Origin of the sequence: Marinimicrobium koreense (assembly GCF_003762925.1) — a bacterium.
GTDB lineage: Bacteria > Pseudomonadota > Gammaproteobacteria > Pseudomonadales > Cellvibrionaceae > Marinimicrobium > Marinimicrobium koreense.
This window is the reverse complement of the sequence record NZ_RJUK01000004.1, coordinates 85,720-100,645: the sequence shown is the minus strand read 5'-3', so window position 1 is coordinate 100,645 and position 14,926 is coordinate 85,720. Positions and strand designations below refer to the sequence as shown.

General features: G+C 56.2%; 23 protein-coding genes. 22 read left to right on the top strand and 1 reads right to left on the bottom strand.

What is annotated here, in order from left to right; genetic code table 11:
* Positions 1 to 9 precede the first annotated feature (9 nt).
* The 21 genes from rpsC (at position 10) to rplQ (ending at position 10,329) form a co-directional block, all read left to right on the top strand.
* Entirely contained in the window at positions 10 to 690 is a 681-nt protein-coding gene (rpsC, locus tag EDC38_RS16140) for a 30S ribosomal protein S3 (protein ID WP_123639558.1), read from the top strand.
* A gap of 12 nt (positions 691 to 702) precedes the next feature.
* The gene (rplP, locus tag EDC38_RS16135) at positions 703 to 1,116 is read left to right on the top strand and encodes a 50S ribosomal protein L16 (protein WP_024462481.1); all 414 of its coding nucleotides are present in this window, start codon (positions 703 to 705) and stop codon (positions 1,114 to 1,116) included.
* Entirely contained in the window at positions 1,116 to 1,307 is a 192-nt protein-coding gene (rpmC, locus tag EDC38_RS16130; RefSeq protein ID WP_024462482.1) for a 50S ribosomal protein L29, read from the top strand. The genes rplP and rpmC overlap by 1 nt, the downstream gene beginning before the upstream one ends.
* Before the next feature lie 2 nt (positions 1,308 to 1,309).
* Positions 1,310 to 1,576: a 30S ribosomal protein S17 gene (rpsQ, locus tag EDC38_RS16125; protein WP_024462483.1), complete on the top strand. Its 267-nt coding sequence runs from the start codon at positions 1,310 to 1,312 to the stop codon at positions 1,574 to 1,576.
* Positions 1,577 to 1,612: 36 nt separating this feature from the next.
* Entirely contained in the window at positions 1,613 to 1,981 is a 369-nt protein-coding gene (gene rplN / locus EDC38_RS16120; protein ID WP_024462484.1) for a 50S ribosomal protein L14, read from the top strand.
* A gap of 35 nt (positions 1,982 to 2,016) precedes the next feature.
* Positions 2,017 to 2,334: a 50S ribosomal protein L24 gene (gene rplX, locus EDC38_RS16115; RefSeq protein WP_123639557.1), complete on the top strand. Its 318-nt coding sequence runs from the start codon at positions 2,017 to 2,019 to the stop codon at positions 2,332 to 2,334.
* Positions 2,335 to 2,340: 6 nt separating this feature from the next.
* Positions 2,341 to 2,880 (top strand): 50S ribosomal protein L5, encoded by a 540-nt coding sequence (gene rplE / locus EDC38_RS16110; RefSeq protein WP_024462486.1) that lies wholly within the window; start codon positions 2,341 to 2,343, stop codon positions 2,878 to 2,880.
* A gap of 10 nt (positions 2,881 to 2,890) precedes the next feature.
* Positions 2,891 to 3,196, top strand: coding sequence for a 30S ribosomal protein S14 (rpsN, locus tag EDC38_RS16105; RefSeq protein WP_024462487.1), 306 nt, complete (start codon positions 2,891 to 2,893; stop codon positions 3,194 to 3,196).
* A 31-nt stretch (positions 3,197 to 3,227) separates the two neighbouring features.
* Positions 3,228 to 3,620, top strand: a complete 393-nt coding sequence (gene rpsH / locus EDC38_RS16100; RefSeq protein ID WP_024462488.1) for a 30S ribosomal protein S8 — start codon at positions 3,228 to 3,230, stop codon at positions 3,618 to 3,620.
* Positions 3,621 to 3,632: 12 nt separating this feature from the next.
* Positions 3,633 to 4,166, top strand: a complete 534-nt coding sequence (gene rplF / locus EDC38_RS16095; protein ID WP_024462489.1) for a 50S ribosomal protein L6 — start codon at positions 3,633 to 3,635, stop codon at positions 4,164 to 4,166.
* Positions 4,167 to 4,175: 9 nt separating this feature from the next.
* Positions 4,176 to 4,526 carry a 50S ribosomal protein L18 gene (rplR, locus tag EDC38_RS16090; protein ID WP_024462490.1) on the top strand — a complete coding sequence of 117 codons (351 nt, stop codon included), beginning with the start codon at positions 4,176 to 4,178 and terminating at the stop codon, positions 4,524 to 4,526.
* 10 nt (positions 4,527 to 4,536) lie between these two features.
* Positions 4,537 to 5,046, top strand: coding sequence for a 30S ribosomal protein S5 (gene rpsE, locus EDC38_RS16085; RefSeq protein ID WP_024462491.1), 510 nt, complete (start codon positions 4,537 to 4,539; stop codon positions 5,044 to 5,046).
* A 36-nt stretch (positions 5,047 to 5,082) separates the two neighbouring features.
* Positions 5,083 to 5,268: a 50S ribosomal protein L30 gene (gene rpmD, locus EDC38_RS16080; RefSeq protein ID WP_024462492.1), complete on the top strand. Its 186-nt coding sequence runs from the start codon at positions 5,083 to 5,085 to the stop codon at positions 5,266 to 5,268.
* Between the two features lies 1 nt (position 5,269).
* On the top strand, positions 5,270 to 5,704 hold the full coding sequence (gene rplO / locus EDC38_RS16075) for a 50S ribosomal protein L15 (protein ID WP_024462493.1): 435 nt from the start codon (positions 5,270 to 5,272) through the stop codon (positions 5,702 to 5,704).
* A gap of 11 nt (positions 5,705 to 5,715) precedes the next feature.
* The gene (gene secY, locus EDC38_RS16070; protein ID WP_024462494.1) at positions 5,716 to 7,053 is read left to right on the top strand and encodes a preprotein translocase subunit SecY; all 1,338 of its coding nucleotides are present in this window, start codon (positions 5,716 to 5,718) and stop codon (positions 7,051 to 7,053) included.
* Between the two features lie 22 nt (positions 7,054 to 7,075).
* Positions 7,076 to 7,192 carry a 50S ribosomal protein L36 gene (gene rpmJ / locus EDC38_RS16065; protein ID WP_081666256.1) on the top strand — a complete coding sequence of 39 codons (117 nt, stop codon included), beginning with the start codon at positions 7,076 to 7,078 and terminating at the stop codon, positions 7,190 to 7,192.
* 186 nt (positions 7,193 to 7,378) lie between these two features.
* Complete coding sequence (rpsM, locus tag EDC38_RS16060) at positions 7,379 to 7,735, top strand: 30S ribosomal protein S13 (protein ID WP_024462495.1); 357 nt, start codon at positions 7,379 to 7,381, stop codon at positions 7,733 to 7,735.
* A 54-nt stretch (positions 7,736 to 7,789) separates the two neighbouring features.
* Complete coding sequence (gene rpsK, locus EDC38_RS16055; protein WP_123639556.1) at positions 7,790 to 8,185, top strand: 30S ribosomal protein S11; 396 nt, start codon at positions 7,790 to 7,792, stop codon at positions 8,183 to 8,185.
* A 13-nt stretch (positions 8,186 to 8,198) separates the two neighbouring features.
* Positions 8,199 to 8,819: a 30S ribosomal protein S4 gene (rpsD, locus tag EDC38_RS16050; protein ID WP_024462497.1), complete on the top strand. Its 621-nt coding sequence runs from the start codon at positions 8,199 to 8,201 to the stop codon at positions 8,817 to 8,819.
* A gap of 26 nt (positions 8,820 to 8,845) precedes the next feature.
* On the top strand, positions 8,846 to 9,835 hold the full coding sequence (locus tag EDC38_RS16045; RefSeq protein ID WP_123639555.1) for a DNA-directed RNA polymerase subunit alpha: 990 nt from the start codon (positions 8,846 to 8,848) through the stop codon (positions 9,833 to 9,835).
* Positions 9,836 to 9,918: 83 nt separating this feature from the next.
* Positions 9,919 to 10,329 carry a 50S ribosomal protein L17 gene (gene rplQ / locus EDC38_RS16040; RefSeq protein ID WP_123639554.1) on the top strand — a complete coding sequence of 137 codons (411 nt, stop codon included), beginning with the start codon at positions 9,919 to 9,921 and terminating at the stop codon, positions 10,327 to 10,329.
* Between the two features lie 104 nt (positions 10,330 to 10,433).
* Here rplQ and uvrA read toward each other — a convergent pair whose 3' ends face one another.
* The gene (uvrA, locus tag EDC38_RS16035) at positions 10,434 to 13,301 is read right to left on the bottom strand and encodes an excinuclease ABC subunit UvrA (protein ID WP_123639582.1); all 2,868 of its coding nucleotides are present in this window, start codon (positions 13,299 to 13,301) and stop codon (positions 10,434 to 10,436) included.
* Positions 13,302 to 13,521: 220 nt separating this feature from the next.
* On the opposite strand from uvrA, the gene EDC38_RS16030 reads away from it, so the two are divergent.
* Positions 13,522 to 14,892 (top strand): MFS transporter, encoded by a 1,371-nt coding sequence (locus EDC38_RS16030; RefSeq protein ID WP_342769079.1) that lies wholly within the window; start codon positions 13,522 to 13,524, stop codon positions 14,890 to 14,892.
* Positions 14,893 to 14,926: the final 34 nt, after the last annotated feature.

Sequence of the window (14,926 nt, the reverse complement as noted above, 5' to 3'; positions counted from 1 at the left end):
GCAGGCGTTATGGGTCAGAAAGTAAATCCGACAGGTATTCGTCTGGGTATCGTCAAGAAGCATACCTCAGTGTGGTATGCCGGCAGCGATCAGTACGCAGACAAACTCAACAATGATTTGGCAGTGCGTTCTTACATTCAGGACAAGTTGTCCAGCGCGTCTGTAAGCCGCGTGGACATTGAGCGTCCCGCCAATACCGCACGTATTACCATTCACACTGCCCGTCCGGGCATCGTGATTGGCAAGAAAGGCGAAGACGTGGATCGTCTACGTGCAGAAGTGAGCGAGCGCATGGGTGTGCCAGTGCACATCAACATTGAAGAGATCCGTAAGCCTGATCTGGATGCTTCACTGGTTGCCCAGAATGTTGCTCAGCAGCTGGAGCGCCGCGTGATGTTCCGCCGTGCCATGAAGCGTGCCGTGCAAAACGCCATGCGTCAGGGTGCGGAAGGTATCAAGATCCAGGTGGGAGGCCGCCTGGGGGGTGCCGAGATCGCTCGTAGTGAGTGGTATCGTGAAGGCCGCGTACCGTTGCACACATTGCGTGCAAACATCGACTACGCAACCGCCGAAGCGTCTACCACCTACGGCATCATCGGTGTGAAAGTTTGGATTTTCAAGGGTGAAGTCATCGGCGATATTGACGAAGCTGAAGCTGCACCTAAGAAAAAAGGCTCTAAGTCCAAGTAAGGGGTACGCAAGATGCTGCAACCAAAGCGTACGAAGTTTCGCAAGCAAATGAAGGGTCGCAACCGCGGCCTGGCCCATCGGGGCGCCAAGGTAAGCTTTGGTGATTTTGGCTTGAAAGCTACTGGTCGCGGTCGCATTACAGCTCGCCAAATTGAGGCGGCCCGTCGTGCGATGACTCGTCACATTAAACGTGGCGGTAAAATCTGGATTCGTGTGTTTCCGGATAAACCAATTACCGAGAAGCCCCTGGAAGTACGTCAGGGTAAAGGTAAGGGTAACGTGGAATATTGGGTCGCGCAGATCCGTCCTGGTAAAGTCCTGTATGAAATGGATGGCGTCAGTGAAGATCTGGCTCGTGAGGCCTTTGCGTTGGCCGCAGCCAAGTTGCCTATTACAACAACTTTCGTAAAACGTTCGGTGATGTGATGAAAGCTTCAGAACTCCGGGAAAAATCCGTTGAAGAGCTGAACGGCGAACTGCTGACTCAATTGAAAGAGCAGTTCAAGCTGCGTATGCAGGCTGCTACTGGCCAGCTGGGTCAGACTCACCTGCTCAAGCAAACTCGCCGCGATATTGCTCGAATTAAAACGGTGCTTAAACAGAAGGCAGGTAATTAACGATGACTCAGGCAGATAATCTGGCTCGTACACTGACCGGCAAGGTTGTTAGCGACAAGATGGATAAAACCATCACAGTGCTGATCGAGCGTCGCGTAAAGCATCCGCTTTACGGCAAGTATGTGAGCAAGTCATCAAAGCTGAAAGCGCATGATGAAAACAATGACTGCAAGATCGGTGATACGGTGACTATCGCTGAATCTCGTCCGCTGTCAAAGACCAAATCATGGGCTTTAGTGAACATTGAAGAGCGCGCTACTGAAATCTAAGTGATTCAGGCGACTTAATAGTTTCGGAGACGGACGATGATTCAAACAGAAACCTACTTAGATGTAGCTGATAATAGCGGCGCTCGTCGGGTTCAGTGCATCAAGGTTCTTGGCGGCTCCCATCGGCGCTATGCCGCTGTGGGTGACATCATCAAAGTTACTGTGAAGGAAGCGATTCCTCGCGGTAAGGTGAAGAAAGGCCAGGTGATGAAAGCGGTGGTAGTGCGCACCAAGAAAGGTGTTCGCCGCCAGGATGGTTCGTTGATCAAGTTCGACGACAACGCTGCTGTGCTGCTGAACAACCAGGATGCTCCGGTGGGTACTCGTATCTTTGGGCCGGTGACTCGCGAGTTGCGTGGCGAGAAGTTCATGAAAATCATTTCTCTCGCACCGGAAGTGCTGTAAGCACTTGGTACGGGCAGAGAGCTGAGGGCAGACAAATGCGAAAGATTAAACGTGATGACGAAGTGATTGTTATCGCTGGTCGCGACAAAGGTAAGCGCGGGAAAGTTACCCGTGTGTTGGCTGATGGCCGCCTGATCGTGTCTGGTATTAACATGATCAAGAAGCACCAGAAACCGAATCCGCAACTGGGCGTGCCCGGCGGAATCGTAGAGAAGGAAGCCTCGATCCAGGCCTCCAATGTTGCCATTTACAATCCGGCGACTCAGAAGGCGGATCGTGTTGGCTTCAAGATCCTTGAAAACGGCGACAAGGTCCGCGTTTTCAAATCCAATGGCGAAGCCGTAGAGGCGTAAGTAGACATGGCTAGGCTAAAAGAACTGTACAGCAAAGAGCTCGCGCCCAAGCTGAAAGATGAGCTGGGTCTCGCGAACGTGATGGAAGTTCCGCGCATCACCAAGATCACCATTAACATGGGTGTCGGTGAGGCTGTGGGCGACAAGAAAGTGCTTGAGAATGCGATCGGTGACTTGGAAAAAATCGCCGGCCAGAAGGTCGTGATTACCAAGGCACGCAAGTCAATCGCGGGTTTCAAAATCCGTGATGGCTGGCCGATTGGCTGCAAAGTAACTCTGCGTAAAGATCGTATGTATGAGTTTCTGGATCGCCTGGTCAGCATCGCTATTCCGCGCATTCGCGACTTCCGGGGTATCAGCCCGAAGCAATTTGACGGCCGCGGTAACTTCTCCATGGGCGTAGGCGAGCAGATTATCTTCCCGGAAATTGACTACGATAAAGTCGATAAGCTCCGCGGTCTGGATATTTGTATCACAACGACAGCACGGAACGACGAGGAAGGTCGCGCGCTGTTGAAAGCGTTCAACTTCCCGTTCAAAGGTTAAGGGTAGCGTCATGGCTAAGAAATCAATGGTTGCACGCGAAGTAAAACGTGCCCGCACAGTCGCCAAATACGCCGCTAAGCGCGCGGAACTGAAAGCGATTATTGCCAGCCCTGCTTCTTCCGAAGAGCAAGTCTGGGAAGCGCAGATCAAACTGCAGCAGCTGCCTCGCGATGCGAGCCCGAGCCGCGGGCGTCGTCGCTGTCGCGTAACTGGCCGTCCGCACGGTGTGTATCGCAAGTTCGGCTTGTGCCGCCACAAGCTGCGTGAAGCTGCCATGCGGGGCGACGTTCCCGGTTTGGTCAAGTCCAGCTGGTAAGCCCAGGGCTTAACATTAGGAGCAGAATCAGATGAGCATGCAAGATCCGTTGGCCGATATGCTGACTCGCATTCGAAACGCCCAGCAGGTGGGAAAGTCGAATGTCACCATGCCCTCTTCCAAACTGAAGGCCTCTGTGGCAAAAGTTCTGGCAGAAGAAGGCTACGTTGATAGTTTCTCAGTGAGCGAGGGTGCCAAGCCCGAGCTGACCATTGAGCTGAAATATTTTGAAGGTAAGCCGGTAATTGCTGAGCTGGATCGGGTCAGTCGTCCCGGCTTGCGCAGTTATGCTGGTAAGTCGTCCATTCCGACCGTGCGCGGTGGTTTGGGTGTTGCCATCGTTTCTACCAGTAAAGGTGTTATGACTGATCGTGCCGCTCGCGCCGCTGGCGTTGGTGGTGAAGTCCTCTGCACAGTATTTTAACGGGAAGTCGTCATGTCACGAGTTGCAAATAGTCCGGTTGAAGTACCGTCCGCTGTTAAGGTCACCCTTCAGGGTCAGAGCCTTAGCGTTAAAGGCGGAAAAGGTACATTGGCTCTGGAAATTCACGACAGCGTTGAAATCCAGCAGGAAGAAAACCTGCTCAAGTTCACCGCTCGTGATGGGGCCAAGCAGTCCCGCGCGCTGGCAGGCACCATGCGTGCTCTGGTCGGCAGCATGGTAAAAGGCGTAGATCAGGGCTTCGAAGAGAAGCTGCAACTGGTCGGCGTTGGTTATCGTGCCAAAGCGTCGGGTAAAACTGTAAACCTGTCTGTCGGTTATTCTCAGCCGATCGATTACACCTTACCGGAAGGTGTAACGGCGGAATGTCCGGCCCAGACAGAAATTGTGCTGAAGAGCGCTGACAAGCAGCTGCTCGGTCAGGTGGCATCCGAGATTCGCGCGTTGCGTGAGCCCGAACCCTACAAGGGTAAAGGCATCCGCTATGCAAGCGAACAGGTTCGCCGTAAAGAAGCCAAGAAGAAGTAGGGCCAGGATATGAGCGATAAGAAGCAATCTCGTCTTCGCCGTGCGCGTCGTGCCCGTGCCAAGATTCGTGAACTGAGTGTTAACCGTCTGTCTGTTCATCGTACCCCGCGTCATATTTACGCGCAGGTCATTGCAGAAGATGGTGGCCGCGTATTGGCCAGTGCCTCGACGTTGGACAAAGATCTGCGTCAAGGCAAAACGGGTAACAGCGAGGCGGCGAAAGCTGTCGGCGCTCTGATAGCAGAGCGCGCTAAAGCTGCCGGTGTCTCCCGGGTGGCATTCGACCGTAGTGGGTTCAAGTTCCACGGTCGCGTAAAAGCCCTGGCGGACGCTGCGCGTGAAGCTGGACTGGAATTCTAAGGGTTAAGATATGGCATACGCGAAGAAAGAAGAAGGCAACAACGAAGGCTTCCAGGAAAAGCTGGTACAAGTCAATCGTGTTGCCAAGACTGTTAAAGGTGGTCGTATCTTTGCCTTCACCGCGCTGACTGTGGTTGGTGACGGTAACGGTAAGGTCGGCTTTGGCCGCGGTAAGGCACGCGAAGTGCCGGTTGCTATCCAGAAAGCAATGGAAGCCGCTCGCCGTAACATGATCGACGTTGAATTGAACGGTGATACTATCCAGTACCCGACCAAGGGTCGTCATGGCGCCTCCAAGGTGTTCATGCAGCCTGCCTCCCAGGGTACCGGTGTTATTGCTGGCGGTGCCATGCGCTCTGTGCTGGAAATTGCCGGTGTTCAGAACGTACTGGCCAAGTGCTACGGGTCTACCAACCCGGTAAACGTTGTTCGTGCCACTTTTAACGCGCTGAAGTCTATGGCGTCTCCGGACTCTGTAGCGGCCAAGCGTGGCAAAAGTGTCGAAGAGATCCTGAATTAATTGGCGTTGCCAGTTAACTGATTGCGGAATACGACCATGGCTAAGAAAATGATCAAAGTGACTCAAGTCCGTAGTACCGCGGGTCGCCTGAAGAAGCATCAGGCTAGCGTTGCCGGTTTGGGTCTGCGCCGTATCGGCCACACCGTTGAGGTGGAAGACACTCCCTCCGTGCGTGGGATGATTAACTCTGTAAACTATCTGGTACAGGTAGAGGGAGAATAAGATGCGTCTTAACGAGCTGAGTCCCGCCCCCGGTAGCACCCATAGCAAGAAGCGCGTGGGTCGCGGTATCGGTAGTGGCCTGGGCAAGACCGCCGGTCGCGGTCACAAAGGTTTGAAGTCCCGTTCCGGTGGTAGTGTTGCTCCGGGCTTTGAAGGCGGTCAGATGCCGCTGCAGAAGCGTCTGCCGAAGTATGGTTTCAGTTCTCGCATTGGTCGTGTCACTGCCGAAGTTCGTCTCTCAGAGCTGAACAAGGTGGAGGGCGATACCATCGATATCGAAACTCTGAAGCAGGCCGATGTCATTGGTGCTAACATGAAGCGCGCCAAGATCTTCGCATCTGGCGAGCTCAGCAAAGCGGTTACCGTACGCGGTATTGCGGTCACCAAAGGTGCCAAGGCTGCGATTGAAGCGGCCGGCGGGAAAGTCGAAGAGTAAGGGGCGCCAACATGGCAACTCCCGGTAATCCTTCGTTGGGGAATCAGAAAGGTCTGGGCGAGCTTTGGGCTCGCCTACGTTTTTTGTTCCTGGCGATCGTAGTCTACCGAATTGGTACTCATATTCCGGTTCCTGGTTTGGATCCCGAGCGGATTGCCAACCTGTTTAACCAGAATCAGGGTACCATTCTGGGTATGTTCAACATGTTCTCCGGGGGTGCCCTGGAGCGCATGAGTATTCTGGCGTTGGGTATCATGCCGTACATCTCTGCATCTATTATCATGCAGTTGATGACCGCCGTGACTCCCTCGCTGGAGCAGCTTAAGAAAGAAGGTGACGCGGGTCGCCGCAAGATCAACCAGTACACCCGTTACGGTACGGTGGTGTTGGCTACGGTCCAGGCGATGGCAATGTCAGTGAGCTTTTCCGGTTTTGCCTATGGTGGCGAAGCGGATTTTGCGTTTCACTTCATAGCGGTCACCTCTCTGGTTACCGGCGCCGTCTTCATGATGTGGTTGGGCGAGCAGGTCACTGAAAAAGGTATCGGCAACGGCATTTCAATGCTCATTTTCGCCGGTATCGTGGCGGGTTTGCCGAGCGCGGTCGGCCAGGCGTTTGAGAGTGCCCGTCAGGGCGATCTGCACCTGCTACTGTTGCTGGTGATTGCGGTTATCGCGTTGGCGGTAATCTGGGGTGTGGTCCGGGTCGAGCGCGGACAGCGTCGAATTACGGTAAACTACGCGAAGCGTCAGCAAGGCCGTAATGCCTATGCCGCTCAGACCAGTCACCTGCCGCTGAAGATCAATATGGCCGGCGTGATTCCGGCGATCTTTGCCAGCAGTATTCTGCTGTTCCCGGCGTCCATTGCCCAGTGGTTTGGCGAGGGCGGTGACGGTTTTGCCAGCGACTTCCTTCAGGATCTCGCTCTGGCGATTGGTCCGGGTCAGCCTCTGAACATTCTGCTGTTCGCGGCGCTGATCTCGTTCTTCTGCTTCTTCTACACGGCGTTGATGTTCAACCCGAAAGAGGTGGCGGATAACCTGAAGAAGTCCGGTGCCTACATCCCGGGGATTCGCCCGGGTGAGCAATCGGCCCGCTATATCGACAGTGTCCTGACCCGTCTGACGGTAGTGGGTGCTGTTTATATGTCGGCTGTGTGCCTGATGCCCCAGTTCCTGGTGGTGGCGGCCAATGTTCCCTTCTACTTGGGGGGCACGTCGTTGCTGATCGTGGTAGTGGTGGTTATGGACTTTATGTCCCAGGTTCAGGCGCACTTGATGTCTCATCAGTACGAGTCACTGATGAAGAAGTCTAACTTGAAGGGATATGGCAGCGGAAACGCTCGCTAATCCCCATTACTAGGGTAGGATCATGAAAGTTCGTGCTTCTGTTAAAAAGATCTGCCGCAACTGCAAGATGGTTAAGCGCAACGGCGTTCTGCGAGTAATTTGCCACGCTGAGCCTCGCCACAAGCAGCGGCAGGGTTAAGAATTGGACGTCCGGCCCCCTCCAGGGGCGGGGCGTACATGAGGGGGCGTTGACTGTCGTCCGGGGAGAAATCCCCGGGCTATTGATTTTTGGTGATTTTACCGCTATCCTTGCGCGCCTTTTAGGGTGTTGGGTGGCGTAAGTTGCCGTCAACGCTGCAATTTTAGTGTTACTGGAGTAATTTGAATGGCCCGTATTGCTGGTGTAAACATACCAGATCACAAGCACGCGGTTGTTTCCCTGACTTACGTCTATGGGATCGGCCGTACTACTGCGCAACAGATCTGTGCCGCTACTGGCATCGCCGAAGACGCCAAAATGGGTAGTCTTTCCGAGGAACAGCTCGACGCGATCCGTAACGAGCTTGGCAAGCATACCGTAGAGGGTGACTTGCGCCGTGTTGTGTCGATGAACATCAAGCGTCTGATGGACCTGGGCTGCTATCGCGGTCTGCGTCACCGTCGCAGCTTGCCGGTCAATGGCCAGCGTACCAAGACCAACGCTCGCACACGTAAGGGCCCGCGCAAGCCGATTAAGCGTTAATCGATCTGCGCCAGTCATTCAAATACGGTAACTACAGGTTAGGAAGAGATTGCTATGGCGAAGCCAGGTAATAAAGCCGCAACGAAAAAGAAAGTCAAGAAGACGGTGGTCGATGGGGTTGCCCACATCCACGCGTCCTTCAATAACACCATTGTCACTATCACCGACCGTCAGGGTAATACCCTGAGCTGGGCTACCTCTGGTGGCTCTGGCTTCCGCGGTTCGCGCAAAAGCACCCCGTTTGCTGCCCAGGTAGCTGCGGAGCGCGCCGGTGAGGCAGCGAAAGAATACGGTCTTAAGAACCTCGACGTAGAAGTGAAGGGCCCTGGCCCTGGCCGCGAATCCGCAGTTCGCGCACTTAATAATGTTGGTTACAAGATCACCAACATTGTCGACGTTACGCCGATTCCGCACAACGGCTGCCGTCCTCCCAAGAAACGTCGAGTGTAAGGGGAACTAGATAATGGCTCGTTATATTGGACCTACATGTAAACTGTCCCGTCGTGAAGGCACCGACCTCTTTCTGAAGAGTGGTGCTCGTGCGCTGGATTCGAAGTGTAAACTGGAAAGCGTTCCTGGCCAGCATGGTCAGCGTCGTGGTCGTCTGTCTGACTATGGTGTGCAGCTGCGTGAAAAGCAGAAGGTACGTCGCACCTATGGCATGATGGAAAAGCAGTTCCGCAGCTACTACAAAGAAGCCGCTCGCCGTAAGGGTGCCACCGGTGAGAACCTGTTGAAGCTGCTCGAAGGCCGCCTTGATAACGTTGTGTACCGGATGGGCTTTGGCTCTACCCGTGCAGAAGCGCGTCAGCTGGTGACCCATAAGGCGATCAGCGTCAACGGCAAAACCCTGAACATTCCGTCCTATCAGGTGCAGGAAGGTGATGTGGTTGCCGTTCGCGAGAAGGCCAAGAATCAGTTGCGTATCCAGAACGCCCTGACCCTTGCCGGCCAGCGCAGCAATGTTGAGTGGATCGATGTGAACGCGGACAAGAAAGAAGGCGTTTTCACCCGAGTTCCCGATCGCAGTGAATTGCCCGCTGAAATCAACGAGAACCTTATTGTCGAGCTTTACTCCAAGTAAGGGACTAACCGCTAACAGGTGTGGCTATGCAGACTGCAGTAAACGAATTTTTGACTCCGCGTCATATCGATGTGACCGAAAACAGTCCGACCCACGCTCGCGTGGTGTTGGAGCCGCTCGAGCGCGGTTTCGGTCACACTCTGGGCAATGCCCTACGGCGTATTCTGCTCTCCTCCATGGCGGGCTGTGCCATTACTGAAGCCGAGATTGACGGCGTGCTGCACGAGTACAGCGCGATTGAGGGTGTGCGGGAGGACGTTATTGAAATCCTGCTCAACCTCAAGAACGTTGCGGTTGTGATGCACGGTAAGGATCGCGCGGTTCTGACTCTGAAGAAGAAGGGTCCGGGTGTCGTTACCGCTGGAGATATCCAGGTTGATCACGATATCGAGGTGAAGAACCCCGATCACGTGATTGCCCATATCACCGGTGATACCGAGCTGAACATGCGTCTGACCGTGGCTCGTGGTCGCGGCTATGAGCCGGCTGATGCCCGTCGTCACGACGAGGACGAAAGTCGCGCGATTGGTCGCCTGCAGCTGGATGCGACTTACAGTCCGGTCCGTCGTCTTGCCTATACGGTCGAGAGTGCCCGTGTAGAGCAGCGCACTGACCTGGACAAGTTGATTCTGGATCTGGAGACCAACGGTACCATCGATCCGGAAGAAGCGATTCGTCGTGCAGCGACCATTCTGCAACAGCAGTTGGCCGTGTTCGTCGACCTGGAGGCTGAGAAGCAGTCCACGCCGGAAGAGAAAGAGGAAGCAATTGATCCTGTTCTTCTGCGTCCGGTTGATGATCTCGAACTGACAGTTCGCTCTGCGAACTGCCTGAAGGCAGAGAATATCTACTATATCGGTGATCTGATTCAGCGCACAGAAGTTGAGCTGTTGAAGACCCCGAACCTGGGTAAGAAGTCTCTGACAGAGATCAAAGATGTACTCGCCTCGCGCGGTTTGTCACTCGGTATGCGTTTGGAAAACTGGCCCCCGGCCAGCTTGAAGAACGAAGACTGATAATACATTGTTTCGTCGCCGGTCGTTTGGCCGGCGGTTAACGAGATCGCTGTGAAGCGATCGTTAGTGAAGGGTTTAGCGTCATGCGTCATCGTCATAGTGGCCGTCAACTGAATCGTAACAGCTCTCATCGCAAAGCCATGTTTCGCAATATGACCGCGTCTCTGGTTGAGCACGAGCTGATTAAAACCACCTTGCCCAAGGCCAAAGAACTGCGTCGCGTAGCCGAGCCGCTGATTACTTTGGCCAAGAAGGACAGTGTTGCCAACCGTCGTCTGGCGTTCAGTCGCCTGCGTGATAAAGAAGCGGTAGGTAAGCTGTTCGCGGAGCTGGGTCCTCGTTATGAGTCCCGCCCCGGTGGCTATATCCGCATCATGAAGTGTGGCTTCCGTGCCGGCGACAAGGCCCCCATGGCCTATGTTGAGCTGGTGGATCGCCCCCAGATTGAAGCGGGTGAAGAGCCGGTAGAAGCGGCAGCGGATTCGGCCGAGTAATATCGGCGCCGCGCTGATGATGTCTTTTGTGGACATCATTGAAGCAGATACAAAAAAGCCAGGCTGATGCCTGGCTTTTTTGTATCTGGGGGGAATGCTTTTATTCAGGCTTTCTCGGCTTTCTTTTTCCCTTTTTTGCGCTTTGCCGCCACATTCAGCATCGGTTTGAGGAATCGCCCGGTGTGGGATTGTGGCTGCTCAGCAACCGCCTCCGGCGTGCCGGTGGCGATAATCTCGCCTCCACCCGAGCCGCCTTCCGGCCCCAGGTCGATAAGCCAGTCAGCGGTTTTGATCACGTCGAGATTGTGTTCAATCACCACCACTGTATTGCCGTGATCCCGTAACCGGTGCAGAACCGCCAGAAGCTGCTCGATATCGTAAAAGTGCAGCCCGGTCGTCGGTTCATCGAGAATGTAGAGAGTCTGGCCGGTGTCACGTTTTGAGAGCTCGCGGGAGAGTTTGACCCGCTGCGCTTCCCCGCCAGACAAGGTCGTCGCCGCCTGGCCCAGCCGAATGTAGGAAAGTCCCACGTCCATGAGTGTTTGCAGCCGATTGGCAATCGCAGGGACCGGGTCGAAGAAGGTTCTGGCTTCTTCGACCGTCAGCTCCAGCACTTCGTGAATGCTTTTTCCTTTGTATTTCACCTCCAATGTCTCGCGGTTATAGCGCTTGCCTTTGCATACGTCACAGGGCACATAGACGTCCGGCAGAAAGTGCATCTCCACTTTGGTGACCCCGTCGCCCTGACAGGCTTCGCAGCGGCCTCCGCGGACATTGAAGCTGAATCGTCCCGGTTTGTAGCCGCGTGAGCGGGCCTCCTGGGTTCCGGCAAACAGCTCTCTGATGGGGGTAAAAATACCGGTATAGGTTGCCGGGTTGGAGCGTGGCGTGCGGCCGATCGGGCTCTGATCGATGTCGACGCATTTATCGAAGTGATCCATGCCTTCAACGGTTTCATAGGGCGCCGCTTTGAGCGTGGTGGCACCATTGAGTTCCGTCGCCGCCAGCGGGTGAAGGGTGGCATTGATCAGTGTGGACTTACCGGAGCCCGAGACGCCGGTCACGCAGGTCATCAGGCCCACCGGAAGCTCCAGGGTGACGCTTTTCAGGTTGTTACCCCGGGCGCCCGTGATTCGGAACATCCGGTCGGGGTCCACAGGATGACGCTCCGCTGGCACAGCGATTTCCCGCTTGCCACTTAGGTACTCCCCGGTAATCGAGCCGTCGGTGGCCATGATGGTGTTGACGTCGCCCTGGGCGATCACCTGACCGCCGTGAACGCCAGCGCCCGGGCCGATATCGATCACATGGTCCGCTTGGCGTATGGCATCTTCATCGTGTTCGACCACAATCACCGTATTGCCGATATTGCGCAGGTGGGTCAGAGTGCGGAGTAAGCGCTCATTATCGCGCTGGTGCAGCCCGATCGAGGGCTCGTCCAGAATGTACATCACGCCCACCAGGCCAGCACCGATCTGACTCGCCAGGCGAATTCGCTGCGCCTCGCCTCCGGACAGGCTGTCCGCGCTGCGGTTCAGAGACAGGTAATTCAGACCCACATCCACCAGAAAACGGAACCGGTCGCGCAGCTCCTTGAGTATTTTCTCCGCAATACTCGCCTTGCTGCCATGAAAATTGAGGGCGCTGAAGTAGTCGTAGGCTTCCCCCACCGGCAGTTCGGTCATCTGGGGCAGGGTGTGCTCGTCGATGAACACATTGCGCGCCTCCTCTCGCAGACGCGCGCCGCCGCAACTGGGGCAGGATTGGGAGGACATGTATTTGGCCAGTTCCTCCCGAACTGACGAGGATTCGGTGTCCCGATAGCGCCGCTCCATATTGGGCAAGACACCCTCAAACCGGTGCCGACGCTGGTAGAGGTCGCCGCGCTCGTTAATGTAACTGAAGTCAATTTCCTCATCGTCCGAGCCGTATAGCACCACCCGCCGGTCTTTGGCTTTGAGCTTTTTCCAGGGCGTATCGATATCGAAACCGTAGTGCTCCGCCAGAGAGTCGAGCATGTGGTAGTAGTAGATATTGCGCCGGTCCCAGCCGCGAATGGCACCTTCGGCCAGAGATGCTTCGGGGTTCTGTATCACCCGGGATTCATCAAAGAACTGCTTCACACCCAGACCGTCGCAGGTCGGGCAGGCGCCGGCGGGATTGTTGAACGAGAACAGGCGCGGCTCCAGTTCACTCAGGCTGTAATCGCAGACTGGGCAGGCATGCTTGGCGGAGAACAGTTGGTCATCCTGTTCGCCATCCATAAAGCTGATGCCGGCCAACCCTTCGGTCAGATTCAAGGCGGTTTCGAAGGACTCGGCAAGCCGCGTCTGAAGGTCGGGCCGGACTTTGAACCGGTCTACCACCACTTCGATGGTGTGCTTTTTCTTCTTGTCCAGCTTGGGCAGGTCATCCAGATCCACCAGAATGTCGTCCACCCGGGCACGGATAAACCCTTCGCGCTTCAGTTGCTCGAAGATATGTAAGTGCTCACCTTTGCGATCCCGGATAACCGGGGCCAGAAGCATGAGCTTGGTGCCCTCGGGCAGGGCCAGCACTGTGTCGACCATTTCGCTGACCGTCTGCGCTGATAATGGCTCACCGTGCACCGGGCAGCGGGGCTCACCTACCCGGGCGAATAGCAGGCGCAGATAGTCATAAATCTCGGTAATGGTGCCCACGGTGGACCGCGGGTTGTGGGAGGTGGATTTCTGTTCGATGGAGATGGCCGGGCTCAACCCTTCCACGTGGTCGACGTCGGGCTTTTCCATCATGGAGAGGAATTGCCGGGCGTAGGTGGAGAGCGATTCCACATAGCGTCTCTGGCCCTCGGCGTACAGGGTGTCGAAGGCGAGTGAGGACTTACCCGAGCCGGACAGGCCGGTGATCACGACGAGTTTGTCCCGCGGTATGTCGAGGTCGATATTCTTGAGGTTATGGGTGCGCGCCCCCCGAACCAGAATGGTATCCATCATGTCTCCCGAAACGACCAAATCCCCCATTATACGCATTCCCACCGAGGGGCGGTCACCCGGGTTGTAAAGGATTGTAGTGAGTAATAGTCACGCCCGGTTTGGAGCGGGGCATACCCGACCCTGAGCCGGACTTGATGAAGGCTTAGGGTCAAAGGGTTTGGGCGTGCAGTGTGTTAGAATTCGCCTCCCATTTACCCATGTGAATCAGGAGCTGTCCTTGCCGATTGTTCAGGCCCCCTTCGAGCGCCGCACGGTGGTCTCCCTGGCACTGCTGTACGCCTTCCGTATGCTCGGGCTGTTCATGGTCCTGCCGGTGCTCACCCTCTATGGCGACGACTACCGCCACGCCACCCCCCTGCTACTGGGCCTGGCCCTGGGCGCCTACGGCTTCAGTCAGGCACTGCTCCAGATTCCTTTCGGTATCCTCTCCGACCGCATCGGCCGCAAGCCCGTCATAACGGTTGGTTTGTTAGTGTTCACTCTCGGCAGCGTGGTGGCCGCGCAGGCCGATTCGGTTTATGAACTGGTGCTCGGGCGCCTGCTTCAGGGGGGCGGTGCCATCGCTGGCGCGGTGATGGCCTTGTTGGCGGACCTTACGGCCGAAGAGAACCGCACCAAGGCCATGGCGACCATCGGTGGTGCGATTGGTGTCTCCTTCTCATTGGCGTTGGTGATTGGCCCCTTGTTGGCCAACTGGGGCGGCCTCGCGGCGGTGTTCTGGTTGACTGCCGCACTGGGGCTGGTCGGGCTGTGGATCGTCTGGCAACTGGTGCCGACGGTTCAGCGACCGCCGCGCCGGCGGCGCGAAGTCGGAGCCGTTCCGGAGCTGATCCGACAGGTATTGGCCAATCGCGAGCTGTTGCGCCTGAACCTGGGCATTTTCGTGCTGCATTTCGTGCTGATGGCCCTGTTTCTGGTCATGCCCCAGCGTCTGGAGGCTGACCTCGGTATTGCCCGGGGGGATCACTGGTATGTCTACCTGCCGCTGCTGGCGGGCGCATTTGCTGCCATGCTGCCGTTCATCATCATCGCCGAGAAGCGTCGGCAGATGAAGCCGGTGTTTCTCGGCGCCATTGCCCTGTTGGGACTCGCGCTGGCGGCACAGCCCTGGGTCAGCTCGTTATTCGCCGTGTTGGCCATTCTGTTTGTGTTCTTTATGGCGTTCAACCTGCTGGAAGCCAGCCTTCCCTCACTGGTCAGCAAGATTGCGCCAGCGGGGGGGAAGGGCACCGCCACCAGTATTTATGCCAGCTGCCAATTTTTCGGCGCCTTTGCCGGCGGTGCCTTGGGCGGCTGGGTGTTTCAGGTGGGCGGGTTGCCGGCGGTATCGGCGGTGGCGGTAGGGCTGGTGTTGCTCTGGTGGCTGGCCGCCGTGGGCATGCGCCCGCCCCGTTACCTGGCCAGCGTTCTGATTCCGCTCAAAGGCAAGGTCAGCGACCGGTTCAGTGAAGAGCTATACGCCGTTCCCGGCGTGGCCGAAGTGGTGGTCGTGGAAAGCGAGGGGACCGCTTACCTCAAGGTGGACCCCCGGGTGGTGGACCGCAAGCGGCTGTCCTCCATCGCCGAACAGTGTGTGTTGGCCCGGTGAACCCATTCACCGACTGACAGCCAAGGGCCGCTGG

Coding starts and splice junctions, on each gene's coding strand:
- rpsC (WP_123639558.1), top strand. CDS start 10: ATGGGTCAGAAAGTAAATCCGACAGGTATTCGTCTGGGTATCGTCAAG.
- rplP (WP_024462481.1), top strand. CDS start 703: ATGCTGCAACCAAAGCGTACGAAGTTTCGCAAGCAAATGAAGGGTCGC.
- rpmC (WP_024462482.1), top strand. CDS start 1,116: ATGAAAGCTTCAGAACTCCGGGAAAAATCCGTTGAAGAGCTGAACGGC.
- rpsQ (WP_024462483.1), top strand. CDS start 1,310: ATGACTCAGGCAGATAATCTGGCTCGTACACTGACCGGCAAGGTTGTT.
- rplN (WP_024462484.1), top strand. CDS start 1,613: ATGATTCAAACAGAAACCTACTTAGATGTAGCTGATAATAGCGGCGCT.
- rplX (WP_123639557.1), top strand. CDS start 2,017: ATGCGAAAGATTAAACGTGATGACGAAGTGATTGTTATCGCTGGTCGC.
- rplE (WP_024462486.1), top strand. CDS start 2,341: ATGGCTAGGCTAAAAGAACTGTACAGCAAAGAGCTCGCGCCCAAGCTG.
- rpsN (WP_024462487.1), top strand. CDS start 2,891: ATGGCTAAGAAATCAATGGTTGCACGCGAAGTAAAACGTGCCCGCACA.
- rpsH (WP_024462488.1), top strand. CDS start 3,228: ATGAGCATGCAAGATCCGTTGGCCGATATGCTGACTCGCATTCGAAAC.
- rplF (WP_024462489.1), top strand. CDS start 3,633: ATGTCACGAGTTGCAAATAGTCCGGTTGAAGTACCGTCCGCTGTTAAG.
- rplR (WP_024462490.1), top strand. CDS start 4,176: ATGAGCGATAAGAAGCAATCTCGTCTTCGCCGTGCGCGTCGTGCCCGT.
- rpsE (WP_024462491.1), top strand. CDS start 4,537: ATGGCATACGCGAAGAAAGAAGAAGGCAACAACGAAGGCTTCCAGGAA.
- rpmD (WP_024462492.1), top strand. CDS start 5,083: ATGGCTAAGAAAATGATCAAAGTGACTCAAGTCCGTAGTACCGCGGGT.
- rplO (WP_024462493.1), top strand. CDS start 5,270: ATGCGTCTTAACGAGCTGAGTCCCGCCCCCGGTAGCACCCATAGCAAG.
- secY (WP_024462494.1), top strand. CDS start 5,716: ATGGCAACTCCCGGTAATCCTTCGTTGGGGAATCAGAAAGGTCTGGGC.
- rpmJ (WP_081666256.1), top strand. CDS start 7,076: ATGAAAGTTCGTGCTTCTGTTAAAAAGATCTGCCGCAACTGCAAGATG.
- rpsM (WP_024462495.1), top strand. CDS start 7,379: ATGGCCCGTATTGCTGGTGTAAACATACCAGATCACAAGCACGCGGTT.
- rpsK (WP_123639556.1), top strand. CDS start 7,790: ATGGCGAAGCCAGGTAATAAAGCCGCAACGAAAAAGAAAGTCAAGAAG.
- rpsD (WP_024462497.1), top strand. CDS start 8,199: ATGGCTCGTTATATTGGACCTACATGTAAACTGTCCCGTCGTGAAGGC.
- EDC38_RS16045 (WP_123639555.1), top strand. CDS start 8,846: ATGCAGACTGCAGTAAACGAATTTTTGACTCCGCGTCATATCGATGTG.
- rplQ (WP_123639554.1), top strand. CDS start 9,919: ATGCGTCATCGTCATAGTGGCCGTCAACTGAATCGTAACAGCTCTCAT.
- uvrA (WP_123639582.1), bottom strand. CDS start 13,301: ATGGATACCATTCTGGTTCGGGGGGCGCGCACCCATAACCTCAAGAAT.